The organism is Mucilaginibacter sp. P4_A11, assembly GCF_056402535.1.
Map to the genome: position 1 here is coordinate 801,511 of NZ_JBFUHE010000001.1, position 14,813 is coordinate 816,323.

Genomic DNA, 14,813 nt, shown 5'->3' on the forward strand with positions numbered 1-14,813 from the left:
GTTGATTAGTTGATTAGTTGATTGGGTGAGTGGTTGACTGAGTGATTAGGTGAGTGGTTGATTGGCACAAAGCAATCTTTCATCACCTTTCATAACCCCGTCATTGCGAGGCACGAAGCAATCCCCTACTTACAGAGTAACCATGCATGTGCCCCTGCACAGTTCGCGATTGCTTCGTGCCTCGCAATGACGTGGTTGAGGGCATAGTTCGTGATTGCTTCGTGCCTCGCAATGACGTGGTGGAGAGCACAGTTCGCGATTGCTTCGTGCCTCGCAATGACGTGGTTGAGAGCATAGTTCGCGATTGCTTAATGCCTCGCAATGACGTGGTGGAGAGCACTGTTCGCGATTGCTTCGTGCCTCGCAATGACGTGGTGGAGAGCATAGTTCGGGACAGGCTGTGCCTTGCAATGACGGGGTTGAGGGCACAGTTCGTGATTGCCTCATGCCTTGCAATGACGTGGTGGAGGGCATAGTTCGTGATTGCTTCGTACCTTGCAATGACTTAGTGGAGGATGCCCGTCCGACACCTGTCTATCACTACCCTGTTACCCCTTTCCGGACGGACGGGCACACCAAAATCTCACGTCTTATCTCAAATCTCAAATCTAAAATCTATTTTTACAGCATGAGTATCAGTGTTGAGGCATTAACCAAGGTTTACGGTGTACAAAAGGCTGTTGATGGCATTAGTTTTACTGCCCAACCCGGTGTATTGGGCTTTTTAGGGCCTAATGGCGCTGGTAAGTCAACCACCATGAAAATCCTTACGGGCTTTATCCCGCAAACATCGGGTAAGGCATCGGTATGTGGGTTTGATGTGGCTAAGCAGCCCCTTGAGGTTAAGCGCCGTATCGGCTATCTGCCCGAAAGTAACCCGCTGTATACCGATATGTATGTGAAGGAATCGCTGGGCTTTGTTGCCGGGATTCATAAAATTCATGAGCCTGCCAAACGCATTGCCGATATTATTGAGCAAACAGGTCTGGGGCCCGAGCAGCATAAAAAGATAGGGCAGCTATCAAAAGGTTACCGCCAAAGGGTAGGGTTGGCGCAGGCTATGCTGCACAATCCCGAGGTGCTGATACTGGATGAGCCAACCTCCGGCCTCGACCCAAACCAGCTGATTGGGATCCGTCAACTGATCCTCGACCTGGGCAAAACTAAAACCATTGTGCTTTCAACCCATATTATGCAGGAGGTTGAGGCTGTATGCAGCCAGGTTATCATCATCAATAAGGGTACTATTGTAGCCAATGATAGCTTGCAGCAGCTCCGGAAAAATAATGGCGGCAAATCGTTGGAGGAGGTGTTTATCAGTCTTACCAATGATTAAAACACCCTGCTCTTTCAGCCTTTTTTAATTGATGCTCCTGATGCGCTCATGGATCTTCTCCCTAAGTTTATTAAAAAAGATACTTCGCTCTTTGGCACCTACCAAACTGATATGTGTTGATTTGCTGATGATGTTTTGCAGGTTTTTATAGGTATAGTCGCAAAAGCTTTGGTCTTGCGTACCCATAAAATTTAAGCCATTATGGTTAAGGTAGGTAATTTGCCTCCCTTCGGCCTGTACAAAAATGGAGTTATCACCAAGCAGGCATTCATTAATATAAATATGATAAGGTTGGCTGTTAGGCAAGGCCTGCTGGTTATAAATAAACTTACGACCAATTTCTGCCTGCATCTCCAGGTGGTTCAGTAGTTCGTTTAACTGGTGATAAACTTTCAGCAGCATTTCCGTATTAATAAAGATGTTTGTATACCTGTAATATTCAATTTGCCTTATGGTAACGTGAATGCTTTCTTCGGTCCATATTTCGGTTGATGAGATCCCGGTGTAAAGGTTGATCACATCGGTAGCGATCTGAAGGATCTCTTCATCGCTCTCGGCCCCGGTAAATTGCTGCTTGGCAAGCTCCGGGTAGCCTATAAGTGTGCGTTTCCAAAAAAAGAATTTGAAAGCGCTTAGCTCCGGGAACTGCATAAAATGGAATAAGGGCACATCCTTGTTAAAGAAAAAGATCTGCGCGTTTTTCAGCGTTTTAAACAGCCTGAGGTTATTAGCTACATCCTGCAAATATTCGTTAAACCTAAAGTTGATGCTATCAACCCTGTTACCCGAAAAAAGCACAGTGTTGTTTTTGTTATGCAGCAGCTGATCAATCGAAACCTGGAATTTATTGCACAATACACGGGTTTCATCAAGGCTGATTGGTTTTTCGCCCCTGATGCGCCGGTAAGCACTATCGTTGCTGATGTTCAGTAGCTCGGCTATCTCATCAACAAACGAAAGATGGCTGGCATGCTTTGATTTAATATGGTTGAAAAATGATTGCTGGGCACTGTTGTTATCCATAACGCAGGGGATGTTACGTGAAAGTTTTTAGCAATTATCAATAATCGGTTTGTTGTTTTTAGTAAAAAATGCAAAAGCCGGCCTTAACCTTCAATAAATTTAGTGAAAAATGCAATTGTTTGCAAATGATTGTTTTACAGTTAATTAATTGTTACGTAATGTTCCCTCTGGTGCCGATTTATCCATTTTAAGCCGGGTGGTAATGGTTGTAGTTTTATTCAACAATTAATCATTATTAACCTTAAATCGAAACATTATGAAAAAGTTATTCCTGCCATTATTACTCGTTTGTACAGCATTAAGCAGTTTTGCGCAATCATCAAACGGGCAAGGCAAATTCAGTATTGGTGCCGAAGCAGCCCTTCCAACAGGCGATGCACATGAGATTTTTAACTATGGCATAGGCGGCTCACTTAAGTACGAGTACCCTGTTTCAAAAACGGTTTTCGTTACGCTATCGGCAGGCTATGAGTCACTGCATGTTAAAAGCGAATTTCAGGAACCTGATAGTAAATCGTCATTTGGGTTTATCCCCGTAAAGGCAGGTATTAAACCCTACCTGGATGGCGGCTTCTTTTTTGAAGGACAGTTGGGTACCGTGTTCTCAACCGAAAAAGATGGAGGTAACTCCTTTCTTTATTCGCCGGGTTTGGGCTATACTTTTAACGGAGGTTTTGAAGTAGCTGTGCGTTACGAAGCATGGTCAAATAATGGAACAATAGGGCAGGTAGGCGCACGCCTGGCATACCGGTTTTGATATAAAAAGATAAAGGCCTTAGCAGGCCTTTATTTATTTTATAGTATTACTAATGGCAATCATCATGAAAAATATAGCAATAATTTTTGCTGCGTTTGCCGGTTGGGCATTCTTAAGCAGCTGTAGTAAACAGATCTATTCGCATAAAGAGGTCATGTTTAGTTACCATACCAAAGATGACGTGATAAGGCAGTTTGGGCAACCTGACGAAATAATGGTTGTAAATGATACTGCCAAATGGCTTTACAATTGCAGTGATCCCTCGGTTTTTAACGACACAAAAACCCGGGTGAAGATCAATGGCGTGTATAATGCCGCCAGTGGTTTTAATACCGTTCCGGTAATGGTAAAGCAGTTTTCGCAACATGATAAGTACGTGAAATTTATATTCGATAAGGATGGAAAGGTGCTTAACTGGGGTTCATCGGGCGTTAACTTTGCACAAAGAAAAACCAAGGTTTTAGCCACAGTAGCAGTAGTGGCGGGGGTAGTGGTTGGCGTTGTTATTATAGTTGGTGTTATTGATCTTCTTTCCCATCCCTGGAAACCCTGGTCAACAACACCCGTTAATGTTGATTTTGAGTTTTGATATTGCCTTTTGCATAAGTTTAAACTTATCTTGTATTTTCGGGCCGATATGAAAAAACTGATATTGCTGTTGCTTATCCTTCCTGCCTTTAAAACTTATGCCCAGGACGGGCCGAAACCTTCAACCGCTTTTAGTGCCGGTGTTGAATTTGGTATCCCATCGCGCAATTTATACAACGTAGGCGTTGGCGCTTCGCTTAAACTGGAGCAGCCTATTGTAAGTCCGGTAAGTTTTACGCTTACAGCAGGGTTCAGCAGCTTTTTTCGTAAAAACTCACTTTTAAATGAGGGGCGCTCCGGTGGCGATGTTTTTGTACCGCTAAAAGCCGGATTAAGATACAGCGTTAGCTCGGGCCTGTTTTTGGAGGCTGAAGCAGGCAGCGCTATCGAACTTAATTACGATGAGCGTAAGCTGTTTGCCTTTTCAGTTGGCCCGGCTATCATGATTCCTACAGGTACTGAGAACCGTAACTTTGAGTTGGGCTTAAGGTACGAAAGCTGGTCGGCCCATACCTTGCAGCAAACGGCTATGAGGTTTGCTTATCGCTTTGGCAGGTAGAAGCTGGCCGAAATTGGCTGCAAGTGGTCGGTTCCCGGAGCGGACGGACAATGCTGCTTTTAATTATTGTGTATTGTATTTTTGTAGCGATATATTATTGAAGATGGTATTATCGTTAAATAGCACTTATAACCTTTATTACATGACTAAAAAACCTATCTGCATCACACTAATTTTATTATTTACGGTATTTTCATTTGCAGCTAAAGCACAGCGTGGCAAGCAAACATCGGTAAGCGTAGGCACCGAAATAATAGCACCGCTTAATATGGATTACCGCAATGATAACGGCACCGATTTTAACGTAAATGCCGGCTTTAGCATTAATTTAAAGCTGGAAAAGCCCATAACCGAAACCCTGCGTTTTACAGTCGCCACCGGATTGGTTTTTACCGAATCAAGCCCGCAGTATTTATTTTCAAGCAACTCTTCAAACGTTTTCTACGATAGTGACTTTCATAATCTTTACGCCTACCTGCCCGTAACTGCAGGTTTAAAATATTACTGGGCAAAATATTTTTATGTAAATGCCGAAGCAGGTAGCGCTTTCAGCATCAATAACAGGGCGCGTACCTCGTTTATCTATTCGGGAGGGGCAGGAGCTGTTGTGCCGATTGGCCCTCATCATGGGCTTGATTTTGGTTTAAATTTTGAACGGGGCTATAAAAATACCGATTATGATCACGCAATCAGTCAGCTTGGTTTAAACGTTGCTTATAAATATCGCTTTTAGGGATAGGCGCATTATCAAGTAAAATGTCCTCCACTGTCTGTAGGTAGCTGTTGCAGAGGAACGGACGGACACTTTCACTCCCTTTAGCCGGTATTAGTCATCATAAAACCTTAACCCAATTGCTTTGCTTTGGCGCAATATTGTTGTAATTTCGGCGCTTAACACTACATATTATAACGTGCTGAGCATCCTTAAAAAAGAAATAATATCCTACCTGAGTTCGCTGGTGGCTTACGTAACTATAGGCGTATTTTTATTGGTGCTGGGCTTGTTTTTGTGGGTATTTCCTGATTCAAGCATCCTTGAGTATGGATATGCAGGCCTCGATAGCCTGTTCAGCACTGCTCCATACCTGTTCATGTTCCTGATCCCGGCTATCACCATGCGCTCCCTTGCCGAGGAACGTAAGGAGGGTACCTTTGAACTGCTGTTCACCCGCCCTTTAAAAGATTGGGAAATTGTGCTGGGTAAATACCTGGCCTGTTTATTAATAGTGCTTTTTGCTTTACTGCCTACGCTGGTTTACTACTATTCAGTAAGCGCGTTAGGTACGCCGCAGGGTAATATCGATACCGGGGCTGTAATAGGTTCATACATCGGGTTGTTTTTATTAGGTGGCGTATTTGTGGGGATAGGCTTGTTTACCTCGTCCATCACCAAAAATCAGATCATTGCCTTTACTATATCCGTTTTCCTGTGTTTCTTTTTTTACAGCGGGTTTGATTCAATCAGTCAGCTGTTATCCCTGCAGGACCTGGGCTTGCAGAACTTAGGCATCACCCAGCATTATGAATCGGTAAGCCGGGGCGTACTGGATACCCGTGATTTGGCTTACTTTATCATTACTACCGGCATTTTTATATGGCTTACGCTATTTATATTGGCAAGGCAGCGCCAAAAAGGTTTGGGCGGCACGGTCATGATCAGTGTATTGGGTGTTTTGCTTTTTGTGGGGATACTATCCTCACTAACCTTTACCCGTTTTGATTTTACTGCCGAAAAACGTTATACCATATCGCCCATCAGCAGGCAAATAATGGATAAGCTGCCAAAGCGCGTAAAGGTGGTGGTTTACTTACAGGGCGATAACCTGCCAGGCGGCTTTAAACGCCTGCAAACCGCTACCCGCGATATGCTGAGCGACCTGCAGGCCTATAGCCATGGTAAAATCCAATTCGAATTTCGCGACCCTTTGAAAGGTTTGAATGACGATCAGCAAAACGAGATGATCCAGAATATGGCCGCTGAAGGTGTCGAGCCAACCAACCTGAGTGTTAAAACCGATAATGGGGTATCGCAAAAACTCATCTTTCCTTCGGCGCTGGTATCGGCAGATGGAAAGGATATTCCTGTAAAGTTATTGATGAGCAGGATAGGCCTCTCGCCCGATGAAGTGCTGAACAACTCTATCCAAAATTTAGAATACGCGTTTTCATCGGCTATAAAAAAGGTTGTTAACGGGGGCAGGCCACAAATAGGCTTTACCGAAGGCCACCATGAATTAACCGACCTTCAACTGAACGATGCCATGAAGAGCCTTGCCGACGGCTTCCAGGTAGGCCGGGTAGATTTGAATGCTATCTCCACCGCCGATCTGCAAAAGATCAAATTGCTGGTAATAGCCAAACCCGATCAAAAGTTTTCAGAGATCGAGAAATTCAAGCTTGACCAGTACATCATGCGCGGAGGCCGTGTGCTATGGACTATTGATCAGGTAAGCGCAGAGCTTGACAGCCTGCGCGGGCATGGCGGTGAGCAGTTGTCATTCCCCAAGCAGCTTAATTTAGATGACCAGCTTTTCCGCTACGGCATCCGTATCAACTATGATCTGATTGCCGATATGAACTGCTCACAGATCCCCATCAGCACAGGCAATGTTGGCGGGCAGGCGCAGATCCAGATGCTGCCATGGCTGTATTACCCGGTGTTTATTCCGCTAAGCAAACATCCGGTAGTGAAAAACCTTGACGGTATCAGCAGCGAGTTTGCCAGTACCATAGATATCCTCGATACCAAGGATGTAAACAAAACGGTGTTGTTAACATCATCACCATATAATAAAAAGCTAACTGCCCCGTATATGCTGTCGTTACAGGCTTTGGAGCAGGAACCAAACCCTAAAGATTTTCAAAGCACACCCAAAATAACAGGCGTATTGCTGGAAGGCCGGTTTGTAAGCGACTGGCAAAACCGCCCCCTGCCCGCGGGCATTAAGGAGCAGGTTGCCATACAGCAGCAAAGCGTGCCAACCAAAATGATAGTGATAAGTGATGGCGATATTTTAAAGAACCAGGTAGGCAGTGACGGCTCACCATATCCCTTAGGTTATGACCATTACACGCATCAAACCTATGGCAACAAAAACCTGCTGCTTAACATAGCTGACTACATGACCGATGATTCTGGCCTTATCGCCTTGCGTACCAAGGAGATAAGGATCCGCCTGTTGGATAGGGCAAAAATCAGAGGGGAAAAGATGGTTTTTCAATACGACAAATTCAATATTAGAATTGTTGTAAATGAAAAAATATACTGGCAATTGGTTAATACCATTGTTCCGCTGCTATTAGTGTTAATATGTGCTATTTTTCAACATTATTTACGCAGGCAAAAGTATGCCCGTTAAATTTTCTATTTTTGATAGATTAATTACAACCATATGAGATTTATTGTTTCTACATCAACATTACTCAAACAACTGCAGTCGGTAAGTGGTGCGTTAAGCAGCAGTACTGTGCTGCCGATACTGGAAAACTTTTTGTTCGAGATAAAGGATGGGAACTTGACCATTTCTGCTACCGACCTGCAAACCAGTATGACAACCTCCCTGCCTGTTGAGGCTAAAGAGAATGGAAGGATTGCTATACCGTCGCGTATATTGTTAGAGACCCTGAAATCATTACCTGAGCAGCCTGTTGCTTTTTCGGTTGATGATAAAACCTTCGCCATTGAAATCAATGCCGGCGATGGTAAATACAAACTAAGCGGTGAAAACGGCGAGGATTTCCCGAAGATCCCGGTTGTTGAAAATGCATCATCGGTAAACCTGCCTGCTTCAGTTTTAGCCGAAGCTATCAACAAAACCATTTTCGCGGTAAGTAATGATGAGCTTCGCCCGGCTATGACAGGCGTTTACTGCCAGCTAACAACATCGGCCCTTACCTTTGTTGCTACCGATGCACATAAACTGGTTCGTTACCGTCGTAAAGATGCAAAGGCTGCAAGCACTACATCGTTCATTTTGCCTAAAAAGGCTTTAACCCTGCTTAAATCATCATTACCAAGTGATGATGTGAATGTATCGGTTGAGTATAACAACACAAGTGCATTCTTCAAATTTGGCAATATTAACCTGGTATGCCGTTTAATTGACGAGCGTTACCCTGACTACGAGGCGGTTATCCCTCAAAATAACCCTAATAAATTAAATATCGACAGGCTTACTTTCCTGGGTTCGTTAAGCCGTGTAGCTATCTACGCTAATAAAACTACCCACCAGGTAAGGCTTAAAATAAATGGCAGCGAGTTGAATATATCGTCAGAAGATATCGACTTTGCTAACGAGGCCCACGAGCGTTTAAGCTGCCAATATGAGGGCGAGGACATGGAAATTGGCTTCAATGCAAGATTTTTAATAGAAATGTTGAAGAATTTAAGTTGCGAAGAAGTATCTTTGGAAATGTCAACTCCAAACCGTGCCGGCTTATTGCTGCCACAAGGTGGAGATGAAAATGAAGATGTGCTGATGCTGGTAATGCCGGTGATGCTCAATAGTTATGCTTAAGTGTAAACTTAAATTATAAATCCAAAACTAAGTCCGGTATCATAAACCGGACTTTTTTTGTTCAACACCCAATACCAAAAATTACAGTAAGCAGTTATAGCTTATAATTGTATATGAATATAAAGGTTAAAGTTTTATTGATGATGGCGGTAGCGGCGGGTTGCCTTGCATCATGTAAAAAAAATAACGATAAGCCCGATGCGGTAGATTCGTCAACATCATCGTTAAACGTTATTAATGCTACCTTTAATAATATTAATGTTTACCTTAATGGTATAAGGATAAACAATACTACCACTTTTTATTCGGGTGGCACGCTTGGTTATATTTTGGTAAAAGCCGGCACTCAAAACTATTCGGTTAAGCTGGATGGGCCTAATAATCCCAATCCGCTGTTCAGTCTGCCGCTAAAATTAAGCAAGGACTCGATATATTCATTTTATGTAGCAGGTAATACTGTAGACCAGGTTTTCAAAACTACCGATATATTGGTTGCTGACACCGGCAAAACCGCTATGGCAAAGATCAGATTTGTGAATGCATCATCTGATGCCGGTAATATAAGTGTGCATTTTGAGGGTTTAACTGCTGCTGCTGATACCGAAAAAGTGAAAGATCTGGGTTTTAAAACTACTTCGGCTTTTTACCTGGTAAAGCCGGGAGAGCATAATATGGCACTGCATTCGGCAGCGTTGCCAACTACTGTTGTAAGGGATACAGTGGTGTTAACAGGCGGTAAAATTTATACCTACTATGGATATGGTAATAAAAGCGCCGGATTGGCAACCGGGCTGTTCACTAATCAATAATAATATTAATGGCTAATAGAAATAAAAGCAAGGTACTGGTTTCGTTTTTTATAGCGGTGATATGCGGCCTTTTTATCTGTGCTGTTTCATCATGCGGCAAGGGAGGCAATGCGTCATCGGTTGGTTTAAATACACAGTTTCAGATAGTTAATTTAAGCCCCGATATTCAGCCGGTGTACCTTTATCAGCATTATATCAGGTATAGCACAACTACTTATACTTACCCAACAAGTTCGGGATATTTTTATCTTTCAACCCTCGAGCCTCCATTGCAATTACGTACAGCCACCGCGGCACCTGTAATTTTGCTCCAGTTTGATACCACACTGAAGGTCAACAGGAAGTATACTATGTTTATAACCGGCTTTAAAAAAGATAATACCTTCGCAAACTCATTCATTGTATCAGACAGCACATCGCTACCCGCCATTGGCAAAGGAAAGGTACGTTTTGTGCATGCATCGCCAAATACACCAACCCTTGATCTGCGGGCAAACGATACGCTTGTGGTAAGCGGAACGGCTTTTAATGGTGTATCTAAATATGTAGAGCTCACCGCCGGTAATTATAATTTTACCATTACCGCTACCCGAACGCCTACCAAAATTGAAACAACCCTGCAAAGTATAACTATACAAGATGGCCGTGCCTACACTATTTATACCAGGGGCATTGTTGGCAGCGCCGACTCTTTGGCCTTTGGTGCAGGCGTACTTACTAATAATCTGCTTAGTAAGACACTTCAATAGCTGCTTTCTGTTTAATATTTATATTTTTGGGCAAAAATTAAGCCTGTGGAAGTAATAAAAAGTATAATCGATTTTATATTGCATATTGACAAGCATCTGGTGCAAATAACCAGTGCTTACCAGGGATGGACCTACCTCATCCTTTTCCTGATCATATTTGCCGAGACAGGTTTTGTAGTAACCCCCTTTTTACCCGGCGATTCACTGCTGTTTGCAGCCGGTGCTTTAATAGCCGGAGGTAGCTCGGGTTTGGATATCTGGTTGTTGGGCATCATACTGATTGCCGCTGCTTTTATCGGTAATACAGTGAATTATCTTTTAGGCAACTATTTAGGCCCCAAAGTTTTTAAGGAAGAAAACAAGATACTTAAACTCGAATACTATCTTAAAACCAAAGCTTTTTTTGATAAGCATGGTGGCAAAGCGGTGATTTTTAGCCGCTTTATGCCCATTATTCGCACCATAGCGCCATTTGTTGCGGGTGTTGGCCGCATGCCTTTTTTAAGATACAGTCTTTATAACATTATTGGCGGTGCTGCATGGATCATTGTTTTCCTGTTTGCAGGTTACAAATTAGGTCAGGTGCCTGTCATTGCTAAAAACTTTTCGCTGGTAGGGGTGATCATTATCCTGCTATCGATATTGCCGCCAATTTTTGCGGCTATAAAAGGCCGTACTGCCAAGGTTCCTGAAAGCCATTAAATAGCGGTTCAAATATTTTCAAATATCAAAAGCCGGTGCCGGATATAATTCCAGGCACCGGCTTTTGCATGTTAAACGGGGTGATGGTTGATTTAATCACCATCGGTAACCATTACGTTAAAGCGGTGGCTTCTCGAAAATGGCGTTTTGGATTTGTCTGAAAATCCTGTTACTTCCAGTTCTACCGTGTAGCTTCCGGCCTCGTGCGTTTCGTGTATTGTGCCCGTATACCCACCTTGCTTTGCCACTGACAGGATACTTCCGCTTTTGAGGTGTGGCAAAAGATCCTGATCCTCATCTGCTAACCGCTGTTTGTAAAGCAGATCGAGCTTTGCCAAATCCGGATGTTGTATAGTATCCATAGTTTCTTCAGACAGCTTTATGCTTTTAAGTTCTGATGCATAGGCTTTAAGAGCACTGTGCTGACTGAGCTTTGGACGCGTAACAAAAGCATGTACTTGTTGCCCGGTTACGGGCTTACCATCATCCGTTAGATGTGCGTGATAGGTAATAGGCTGCCCCTTGCGCACAACCGCCGGTGCCTCAACACTAAGCTGAAGAGGCGCGGTGTTACCTGAAGGCGCGTACTCAAAGGCACCTCCTGTTAAACCCTGCGGAGTTGTACCACCATACATGATCTGGATGTACCAAAGGCCTACCGCGGGGTTAGGAATATTAAATACCACATAGGCTCCGCCTTGTAAAGTAGGCATTGGTGTAGTTACCACGCCTGCCGGCGTTACAAGTGTTACACTTAATTGATTAAGCCCGGGCTGACCGTTTGTGAACGTGTATTTAGTATCGCTCCATACAACCGAAAACTGCCCAAGGTCGTTGCCGGCAGATATGGTGGCCGGAATCAGCAGGTAATCGTAAGCCTGGGCTACCTTATATGCGTTGGCAAGCAATTGTGCTGCCGGAGTTTGTGCCCTGATCTGGTTATAAATTTGCATCATATTGTAAACGTAAGGCGCGTAATAATACTGACCGCCGCTTTGGGTTGCAATTTGCTGCATTAAGTTTTGGTCAGACGATGGCCCCATTGCGCATGAATATACAGGAGGGGTTCCGGCAGGTAACGGCAGGGGATTGGTGCCGCAGTTTTGATAGCCGTCGGAAAGCAGGACCAAACCTTTATTTACACCGGCAGGTGCGGTTGAAAGCATGTTTACTGCTGTTTGGAGCCCGCCGCCCATATTGGTGCAGCTTCCGGTAAAATTAAGGTTTTGTACAGCAGCAGCAGCGGCAACAGGTACGGTGAGGTTTTGATCAACCAGGGTCAGATTGTAGGTTACCCTTCCGTTAACGTCATAGGAGGCTACGCCAATATAATCGCCGGGGAGCGCATTGTTTAGAAAAGCCTTGGTGTCGATGACGGTGATAGCAACATAATTGTAATAGGTCATGCTATTTGAAGTATCTACTACAGGTATAGCGACGATAGGTGCTGAGGTTGGCATAGCTTATGAATTAAAAGAAGGTGAAACATTAGTTGATTGAAGAAGTTGACCGCAGGCGGTATTGTATTTAAGTGAAAGTATGGTAAGCTGAGTGGCCCATACAATAAAGCCGGCAAGTATGGCTGCCGCCTCAAGGCCCGTTACAATGGCTATCACTTTACGTAGTATCCAGAACAAGGCGTACCACCCTGCAGATGTCAGTACAAATTTGATGATGGTCCACATTAGCCCTTGCTGGTACACAACACCTACAAAGCCAATAGCGGCGGTAGCGCTGATTGCTTTTCCGGCCATCGAGCTCATAGCGTTCATTACCGTTTGATTTGCCCGCAACAGGTTATAGATGCGGGTGGCAATATTGCCGGTGGTAGGTGCCAGCCCCACAGCCTGCAGAAAACCTACGGTAAGTGCAAAGATGAACTGGATCCACCAAAGCGTACAGTCCGATTCGGCTCCCACGGCCCCCTCGTAAACAAGCATATCTGCCTTTACACCATGATAAATAATGCGGGTTATACCATTAGTGTCGGTCCGGGTAAAGACACGGGAAAGGTTGGCATTTTCGTCAAACATTTGCCTTGCTTTTTCATAAGCGTTATCAAATTGCTGACGAAAGTTTTCGGTTTCCGGGCCTCCATTTTTGGTGCCGAACCAATCTTCAAACTGAGCCCAGCTTTCCTCCTTATGATCTTCGGTAAAAACTTTAGGCTGGCTGGCAAATAGTATATCTGTTGGCGGCGGTACCGGCGTTTCCACATTTTGGTTAAGATAAATTGCATTGATGGATTGCGGAATCCCCAAAAGGGCAATTTGCTCGGTGGTTAAAACGTTTACGGTTTGTAGTTGCTGCACGGCGCCGTTATCCAGCTCCAGGGTTGATTTATCGGTTGTATCTATCGGAGGGTTAACGGTGAAATCAAAATTGGAAATTAAACGGTTATCGGTTATTACGTCATTGTACATCCATTGAACAATTTCTGATTGCTCCAGGCATACATTCCAGATCCGCAGGTTTTGGATAGAACCGCCGAAGTTGTCGATGATATTTCCGTTCGAGTCGTATTGAGCGCCCACGAGCACATGACCGTTCGGAACGGCAACAACCGGCGAAGGAAAGTAATCGATAGCCTGAAGATTGCCGTTTACATACAAACTAAGTGCTTTGACATCGCTATCATAACTTATTGCAAAATGATAATAACTTAGCGGCAATACGGAGGCTGCTGATGCTAAAGAAATACTGTCGCTGTTGCGCTGGCCTATAACCTGGTTGTTTTGATAGCTTACCTTGTATTCCCATGCGCCGTTCAATCCATAACTTAGCAGGATACCGTTGCTGCTGCTACCCGGGAAAAACCAGCCCTCAATAGTGTAAGGTGCATTGCCGGGAATACTGTATTCAGGGAATGAGCCGCAATCAACATAGCCATCTGCCCCCAGTACAACCGAAGGCACGTTGAAAGCATATTGCACATTGTTTTTGAAATTAAGAGCGATGTTATTTCCCGAGCTGTCCACCCCTGGCATTTCGGAAAAGTCGCTGTAAAATATAAGGTTTGGATTTTGCACAGCGCTGTAATTATTTACCTGTACCGAATCATTAAGGATATCCTCAGCACCACGCACGCTATTCCAGATCATAATTCGTCCAATCTGCCCCTGTAAGTACCATATGGGGCTGTTTTGCTGCATTACCGCGCCCAACAACATATTGGTGCCACTTGTGGGCAGCGTTCCTGAAAAGGTACTTTGTGCAACAGCCACGCCATCAACGTACAGCGATAAACTGGAACTTGTACCATCAAATACAGAGGCCAGGTGGTGCCATTCATTAATAGTAATTGGTAAAGTAGATTTGATCAGATAGGGTGCAATGCCTACGTAGGCATATACATAACCAGATTCAATAAATAACTGGTACTGCCCGCCTACCGCGTTATCGACATTGCCCACCACAGACTGAAATCCGTTGAGGCTCGATATATTTACCCAGGCTTCCAGGGTAAATGACGTTAAACTGTTAAGTACGGTTGGTTTACCGCAATCTACATAAGCGGTGTTTCCGAGTTGTAGCACACTTGATGCCCATCGTGGTGCTAAAGTTAAATTTGCCATAAGATGATAGTTTATAGATGTAAATATTCAGTGATACAAAATCTCAGTCATCGATATAGGCGCCTGTTTATTTAGGTTCTTTTTGGGCTTTGGGCCTCTGGCAACAAAGGGCCTGTAATCAATTTTCTGATTGATACATCTAAGTTAGGAGGGTTGTAAAACGACTTATAGCGTATAAATACCTAATCAAAAAGTTGC

At 44.0% G+C, this 14,813-nt stretch carries 13 protein-coding genes; 10 read left to right on the forward strand and 3 right to left on the reverse strand.

Annotated features, from left to right (window positions below; translation table 11 throughout):
* Positions 1-628: 628 nt before the first annotated feature.
* Complete coding sequence (locus tag AC1DUD_RS03590) at positions 629-1,336, forward strand: ATP-binding cassette domain-containing protein (protein ID WP_477371692.1); 708 nt, start codon at positions 629-631, stop codon at positions 1,334-1,336.
* 24 nt (positions 1,337-1,360) lie between these two features.
* On the opposite strand, the gene AC1DUD_RS03595 is transcribed toward AC1DUD_RS03590, so the two are convergent.
* Positions 1,361-2,359: a hypothetical protein gene (locus AC1DUD_RS03595; RefSeq protein WP_477371694.1), complete on the reverse strand. Its 999-nt coding sequence runs from the start codon at positions 2,357-2,359 to the stop codon at positions 1,361-1,363.
* A 256-nt stretch (positions 2,360-2,615) separates the two neighbouring features.
* Here AC1DUD_RS03595 and AC1DUD_RS03600 point away from each other — a divergent pair, with 256 nt between their 5' ends.
* The 9 genes from AC1DUD_RS03600 (at position 2,616) to AC1DUD_RS03640 (ending at position 11,040) form a co-directional block, all read left to right on the forward strand.
* Entirely contained in the window at positions 2,616-3,116 is a 501-nt protein-coding gene (locus AC1DUD_RS03600; protein WP_477371696.1) for an outer membrane beta-barrel protein, read from the forward strand.
* Positions 3,117-3,180: 64 nt separating this feature from the next.
* Positions 3,181-3,705 (forward strand): hypothetical protein, encoded by a 525-nt coding sequence (locus tag AC1DUD_RS03605; RefSeq protein ID WP_477371698.1) that lies wholly within the window; start codon positions 3,181-3,183, stop codon positions 3,703-3,705.
* Between the two features lie 48 nt (positions 3,706-3,753).
* Entirely contained in the window at positions 3,754-4,263 is a 510-nt protein-coding gene (locus tag AC1DUD_RS03610) for a hypothetical protein (protein WP_477371700.1), read from the forward strand.
* 142 nt (positions 4,264-4,405) lie between these two features.
* Positions 4,406-4,996: a hypothetical protein gene (locus AC1DUD_RS03615; RefSeq protein ID WP_477371703.1), complete on the forward strand. Its 591-nt coding sequence runs from the start codon at positions 4,406-4,408 to the stop codon at positions 4,994-4,996.
* Positions 4,997-5,120: 124 nt separating this feature from the next.
* Complete coding sequence (gldG, locus tag AC1DUD_RS03620; RefSeq protein ID WP_477371705.1) at positions 5,121-7,622, forward strand: gliding motility-associated ABC transporter substrate-binding protein GldG; 2,502 nt, start codon at positions 5,121-5,123, stop codon at positions 7,620-7,622.
* Positions 7,623-7,655: 33 nt separating this feature from the next.
* Positions 7,656-8,780 carry a DNA polymerase III subunit beta gene (gene dnaN / locus AC1DUD_RS03625; protein ID WP_330860719.1) on the forward strand — a complete coding sequence of 375 codons (1,125 nt, stop codon included), beginning with the start codon at positions 7,656-7,658 and terminating at the stop codon, positions 8,778-8,780.
* A 113-nt stretch (positions 8,781-8,893) separates the two neighbouring features.
* Positions 8,894-9,589, forward strand: coding sequence for a DUF4397 domain-containing protein (locus AC1DUD_RS03630; RefSeq protein ID WP_477371708.1), 696 nt, complete (start codon positions 8,894-8,896; stop codon positions 9,587-9,589).
* An 8-nt stretch (positions 9,590-9,597) separates the two neighbouring features.
* On the forward strand, positions 9,598-10,338 hold the full coding sequence (locus AC1DUD_RS03635; RefSeq protein ID WP_477371710.1) for a DUF4397 domain-containing protein: 741 nt from the start codon (positions 9,598-9,600) through the stop codon (positions 10,336-10,338).
* A gap of 45 nt (positions 10,339-10,383) precedes the next feature.
* Positions 10,384-11,040 carry a DedA family protein gene (locus AC1DUD_RS03640; protein WP_477371712.1) on the forward strand — a complete coding sequence of 219 codons (657 nt, stop codon included), beginning with the start codon at positions 10,384-10,386 and terminating at the stop codon, positions 11,038-11,040.
* A gap of 92 nt (positions 11,041-11,132) precedes the next feature.
* On the opposite strand, the gene AC1DUD_RS03645 is transcribed toward AC1DUD_RS03640, so the two are convergent.
* Complete coding sequence (locus AC1DUD_RS03645; protein WP_477371714.1) at positions 11,133-12,500, reverse strand: vWA domain-containing protein; 1,368 nt, start codon at positions 12,498-12,500, stop codon at positions 11,133-11,135.
* A 3-nt stretch (positions 12,501-12,503) separates the two neighbouring features.
* Complete coding sequence (locus tag AC1DUD_RS03650) at positions 12,504-14,615, reverse strand: LamG domain-containing protein (RefSeq protein WP_477371717.1); 2,112 nt, start codon at positions 14,613-14,615, stop codon at positions 12,504-12,506.
* Positions 14,616-14,813 lie beyond the last annotated feature (198 nt).